Annotated in this window: 4 protein-coding genes, 1 tRNA gene and 1 pseudogene; 4 read left to right on the forward strand and 2 right to left on the reverse strand. The window is 74.7% G+C overall.

Translation table 11 applies throughout. From position 1 onward, the window contains the following. The first annotated feature begins 205 nt into the window (after positions 1 to 205). The gene (locus GPJ59_RS33095; RefSeq protein ID WP_219671613.1) at positions 206 to 1,303 is read left to right on the forward strand and encodes a bile acid:sodium symporter family protein; all 1,098 of its coding nucleotides are present in this window, start codon (positions 206 to 208) and stop codon (positions 1,301 to 1,303) included. Then, on the forward strand, positions 1,300 to 1,725 hold the full coding sequence (locus GPJ59_RS33100) for a (2Fe-2S) ferredoxin domain-containing protein (RefSeq protein WP_219671614.1): 426 nt from the start codon (positions 1,300 to 1,302) through the stop codon (positions 1,723 to 1,725). The genes GPJ59_RS33095 and GPJ59_RS33100 overlap by 4 nt, the downstream gene beginning before the upstream one ends. A gap of 78 nt (positions 1,726 to 1,803) precedes the next feature. On the opposite strand, the gene fdhD is transcribed toward GPJ59_RS33100, so the two are convergent. Further along, positions 1,804 to 2,640, reverse strand: a complete 837-nt coding sequence (gene fdhD, locus GPJ59_RS33105; RefSeq protein ID WP_219671616.1) for a formate dehydrogenase accessory sulfurtransferase FdhD — start codon at positions 2,638 to 2,640, stop codon at positions 1,804 to 1,806. 297 nt (positions 2,641 to 2,937) lie between these two features. Between fdhD and GPJ59_RS33110 the strand changes: the two genes are divergently transcribed. Beyond that, complete coding sequence (locus GPJ59_RS33110; protein ID WP_219671615.1) at positions 2,938 to 3,885, forward strand: beta-ketoacyl-ACP synthase III; 948 nt, start codon at positions 2,938 to 2,940, stop codon at positions 3,883 to 3,885. Between the two features lie 82 nt (positions 3,886 to 3,967). Continuing rightward, positions 3,968 to 4,052: transfer RNA gene (locus GPJ59_RS33115), tRNA-Leu, on the forward strand. Between the two features lie 406 nt (positions 4,053 to 4,458). On the opposite strand, the pseudogene GPJ59_RS38975 reads toward GPJ59_RS33115, so the two are convergent. Further along, positions 4,459 to 5,157: pseudogene (locus tag GPJ59_RS38975) on the reverse strand (IclR family transcriptional regulator domain-containing protein); the annotation flags it as partial. Positions 5,158 to 5,271: the final 114 nt, after the last annotated feature.

A 5,271-nucleotide genomic window follows, 5' to 3' on the forward strand; every position in this document is an offset into this window, starting at 1 on the left:
CGTTATCTTCATTGATCGTGCTTGCGCGCCGTGGCCAACTCAAGCCGACCCGGGTACGTCCGTCGGCAGCGTCAGATGTGTATAGGACACACCCCCCGGCCCGGCCGTCCTGCCCCCGACAGTCCGCCGCCCTTACCGGCCCGCCCGTCCGGTGGCGTACCGTGACCCGCCCGCCCTGGCCCGATCCGACCGAGCAAGTGAGCCGATGCCCCGCCCGCCCCACGCGCCCCGCCCGACCTACCCCTCCCTCCCGTCCCGCCGATTTTGGCTGCTGCGGATCCCCGCCCGGCTGCCCGTGGACCCGTACGTCCTGGCGCTGCTCGGTACCGTCGGCCTCGCCGCCCTCTTCCCGGCCCGCGGCGCCGCTGCGGGGGCGGCCGGCGGTGCCGCCACCGGCGCGGTGGCCCTCCTCTTCTTCCTCTACGGAGCCCGGCTCTCCACCCGCGAGGCGCTGGACGGCCTGCGCCACTGGCGGCTCCACCTGACCGTGCTCGCCTGCACCTTCCTGGTCTTCCCGCTGCTCGGCCTGGCCGCCCGCGCCCTGGTCCCCGCCGTCCTCACCCCGCCGCTCCACGCCGGCCTGCTCTTCCTCTGCCTGGTCCCCTCCACCATCCAGTCCTCCATCGCCTTCACCTCCATCGCCCGCGGCAACGTCCCGGCCGCCATCTGCGCCGGATCCTTCTCCTCCCTCGCCGGGATACTGCTCACCCCCCTGCTGGCAGCGGCCCTGCTCGGCGGCGACGCGGGCGGCTTCTCGCTCGACTCGCTGGCCAGGATCGTCGTCCAGCTGCTGCTGCCCTTCCTGGCCGGCCAGCTCCTGCACCGCCGCACCGCCGGCTTCCTGTCCCGCCGCAAGAAGGTGCTCGGGTACGTCGACCGGGGCTCGATCCTGCTCGTCGTCTACGCCGCCTTCAGCGCGGGCATGGCGGCGGGGATCTGGCACCAGGTCAGCGCCGCCCGGCTGGGCGCGCTGCTGCTGGTCGAGGCGGCGCTGCTGGCGGCGATGCTGCTGCTCACCTGGTACGGCGCCCGGCGCCTCGGCTTCGACCGGGCCGACCGGATCGCGATCCAGTTCGCCGGCTCCAAGAAGAGCCTGGCCGCCGGACTGCCCATGGCCAGCGTGCTGTTCGGCGCCCAGGCGGGTCTCGCCGTGCTGCCGCTCATGCTCTTCCACCAGATGCAGCTCATGGTGTGCGCGGTCATCGCCCGCCGGCGCAGCCGCGACGCCCTCCCCCAGCTACCGCTGGGTGGTGCCCCACCGCCCCCGCGCGCCGCCGAGGCCTCCGATACCGTGCGTCGGTGACCTGGATACGCTCCGTCGGCGCCCACGCCGAACGACCCTGCACCCTGGTGGTCTGCCGCGGTTGCTGCTGCGGCGACCCCCGCAAGAACCCCGGCACCGACCACGCCGGCCAGCTCGCCCGGCTGCGCGCGGCCGCCGAGGACTCGCAAGGCCGGATCGCGGTCCGTACGGTCGACTGCCTCGGCCCGTGCGCCCAGGCCAACGTGGTCGTGGTCCAGCCCAGCAGCGAGGCGCGCCGCCGGGGAGCCCGCGCGGCCTGGTTCGGCTGGGTCCTCGACGACGACGCCACCGACGACATCGCGGCCTGGGCGGCGGCGGGCGGCCCCGGCACCCCGCTGCCGCCAACCCTCGACCTCCACCGCATCGACCCGCCCGCCGCCCGCCCGGACCGCGCGGAACGCCGCCGCAGAAAGAAGCGCTGACGGGCCGCGCCGGACACCCCCGAACCGCCTGGCCCGTCAGGACCCCCACCCCGCCGCCGGGCGCACCGGGCCCTCCGCTCAGCCCGCCGGGAGCGAAATGCGCTCCTCGCCCGCGTAGATGTTCATGTCGCCGCCCCGCAGGAACCCCACCAGCGTCAGCCCCGACTCCAGCGCCAGGTCGACCGCCAGCGACGAGGGCGCCGAGACGGCGGCGAGCACCGGCAGGCCCGCCATGACGGCCTTCTGCGCCAGCTCGAAGGAGGCCCGCCCGGAGACCAGCAGCACCGCCCCCGCGAGCGGCAGCCGCCCGGCCTGGAGCGCCCGGCCGATGATCTTGTCCACGGCGTTGTGGCGGCCCACGTCCTCGCGCAGGTCGAGCAGTTCGCCGTCGGCGGAGAACAGCCCGGCCGCGTGCAGACCGCCCGTCCGGTCGAAGACCTTCTGCGCCGCCCGCAGTCGGTCCGGCAGCACGGCCAGCACCTCGGCCGGTATCCGCACAGGGTCGGCGGCCAGGCCCGGGAAGCGGGTCGCCGTACGGACGGCGTCCAGGCTGGCCTTGCCGCACAGGCCGCAGGAGGAGGTGGTGTAGACGTTGCGTTCGAGGGTGATGTCCGGCACCGGCACGGACGGCGCCAGCTGCACGTTGACGACGTTGTAGGTGTTGGCGCCCTCGTCGGTCGCGCCCTCGCAGTACGTCACGGCGCGCACGTCCGACGCCTCGGCCAGCACGCCCTCGCTCACCAGGAAGCCCACGGCCAGCGCGAAGTCGTCACCCGGTGTCCGCATGGTGATGGCCAGCGGCTTGCCGTTCAGCCGGATCTCCAGCGGTTCCTCGGTGACCAGCGTGTCCGGGCGCACGCCGGCCGCTCCGCCCCGGACCCGTACGACGCGCCGGCGCTCGGTGACCCGTCCCATGCCGCTCCGTCCGCCTTCCCCGCGCTCGTACGCATGCTCGTACTCATGTCTGTGCTTGTGCTCGTGCCCGTGTTCGGCCTCGTCCCCGAACCCGTCCGAGGCCCTCGCACCTCGTCGGCCGCCGCCGTCCGCGTCCATTCTCCCGTACGCCATGAAGGCTCAGGAGACTCTCCAAAACGGGGGGTGCCAATCCTGTCGGGTCACACGCACCCGTACCGGCCGGTAGCAGGCGAAGCTGGGACGTCCTGACACCGACACAGGGGGAATCCGCCGATGACCGTGCCCACGACCGCGCCCATGACCGGATCACGCGTGGTGGCGCTGGGGCACTACCAACCGGCGAAGGTCCTCACCAACGACGACCTCGCGGCCTTGGTGGACACCAGCGACGAGTGGATCCGCAGCCGCGTCGGCATCAGGACCCGCCACGTCGCCGGCCCCGACGAGCCGGTCGACGCCCTCGCGGCGGAGGCGGCCGGCAAGGCCCTGGCCGCCGCCGGCCTCACCCCCGACGACATCGACCTGGTCCTCGTCGCCACCTCCACCGCGGTCGACCGCTCGCCCAACATGGCGGCCCGCGTCGCCGCCCGGCTGGGCATGCGCGGCGCCCCCGCCGTCATGGACATCAACGTCGTCTGCTCGGGCTTCACCCACGCCCTGGCCACCGCCGACCACGCCGTCCGGGCGGGTTCGGCCACCCGCGCGCTCGTCATCGGCGCCGACAAGATGACCGAGGTCACCGACTGGAGCGACCGCACCACCTGCGTGCTGACCGGCGACGGCGCGGGCGCGGCCGTGGTCGTGGCCTGCGACCCGGCGGAGTCCGGCATCGGCCCGGTGCTGTGGGGCTCGGTCCCGGAGATGGGCAACGCGGTCCGGATCGAGGGCAGCCCGGCGGTCTTCTCCCAGGAGGGCCAGTCGGTCTACCGCTGGGCCACCACCCAGCTGCCCCCGATCGCCCGCAAGGTGTGCGAGCGGGCCGGGGTCACCCCGGAGGACCTGGCGGCCGTCGTGCTCCACCAGGCGAACCTGCGGATCATCGAGCCGGTCGCGCAGAAGATCGGCGCCGTGAACGCCGTCGTCGCCCGCGACGTCGTGGACTCGGGCAACACCTCGGCCGCCAGCATCCCCATGGCGCTGGCCAAACTGGTCGAGCGTGGCGAGATCCCGTCGGGCGCCCCGGTGCTCCTCTTCGGTTTCGGCGGCAACCTCTCCTACGCCGGCCAGGTCATCCGCTGCCCCTGACCACCGCTTATGCGGGTGAAGAGCACCTCGAAGCCCTGCTATTGTTGTCCATGTCGCCGCGGGAAACCGCGAGAGACCACCGGTCCGGGTGGCGGAATGGCAGACGCGCTAGCTTGAGGTGCTAGTGCCCTTTATCGGGCGTGGGGGTTCAAGTCCCCCCTCGGACACACAAGGCGAAGGCCGTGACCTACGGGTCACGGCCTTCGGCGTTCTCCCGGGCCGGGCCGGGTCCGGCCCGGTCCGGCCCGGCCGGACCGCGGCGGGGCCGGTCGGGGCCGCGGGTCACATGCTCAGCACCAGCAGGCCTTCGCCCTCCCGTTCCTGCGGTTCGTACGGGGTGCAGGTGAGCGGCAGTGCCAGGGACGGGTGCTCCCCGTCCGCCTCCGTCTCCGTGTCGAAGAAGTACGCCGCGGCCGCCGCCGGATCGCTCACCAGGTGCGGCCCCGCCGAGCCGCCCGCCCCGCGCAACCGCCTGCGGAAGATGCTCCGCAGGTGCCGCACCGTCTGCGGGGTCACCGCCAGGTCCGCCGGCGCCGGCTCCGCCGCCGGGCCGTCCGGCGGGATGGCCCCGGTCAGCAGCAGCGCCAGCAGCACCGGCACCGCCTTGCGCCGCAGCTGCCTGGTCGCCGACCGCAGCCGGTGGGCGTGCGCCACGGGCAACGACAGGGCCAGGCTGCCCGCCGTACCACCGACGGAGACGGGGACGGCCGAGCACACCACGCCAGGGGAGTACTCGCGCAGGTCGAAGACCGGCTCGCCCGGCCCGAGCGCGTCCAGGGCGCTGAACAGGACCCGGCTGTCCGTGATCGTCCGCGGGGTCAGCCGGGCCGGCCGGTGCCGGGCCACGTGGTCGGCGCGGCCGTCGTGGTCGAGCTGGGTCAGCAGGCACTTGCCGACCGCGCTGGCGTGCGCGGCCGCCTTGAAGTCGAACCACTCCCGCACCGGCGGGGTCCCGGGCCCGTCCGCCATCTGCGTGATCAGGACCTCGCCGGCCGTGTACCGGCTGAGGTAGACCGCCGCGCCCACGCTGTCGCGGGCCAGCGCCAGGGTGCGCTGGAGCTGGGCCGGCAGGCCGTAGCCGCCGGGCGCCGCCAGCCGGTCCAGCGCCGGGCCCCGCCCGTAGACGTCCGGGGCGGGGCACCAGGCGTACTCCTCCTCGCAGAGCATCGCCAGCACCGGCCCGAGCTCCGCCCCGGCCAGCCCCGTCTCCCGGCCCAGCTGCCTGCCGCTCACCCCCAGCGGGTGCCGTTCCAGCACGCGTACGACGTCCAGCGCGCGCCGCGCCGCGGCGAGTGCCTGACCGCCGCCCGCCCGGTCCGGCCGCCCGGCGCGCTGCACGGCGGCGGTGAGCGCCGGGTGCCTCAGGGCCCGCAGGGAGTGCCGGGG

It is taken from the genome of Streptomyces bambusae, assembly GCF_019400985.1.
Lineage (GTDB): Bacteria > Actinomycetota > Actinomycetes > Streptomycetales > Streptomycetaceae > Streptomyces > Streptomyces bambusae_A.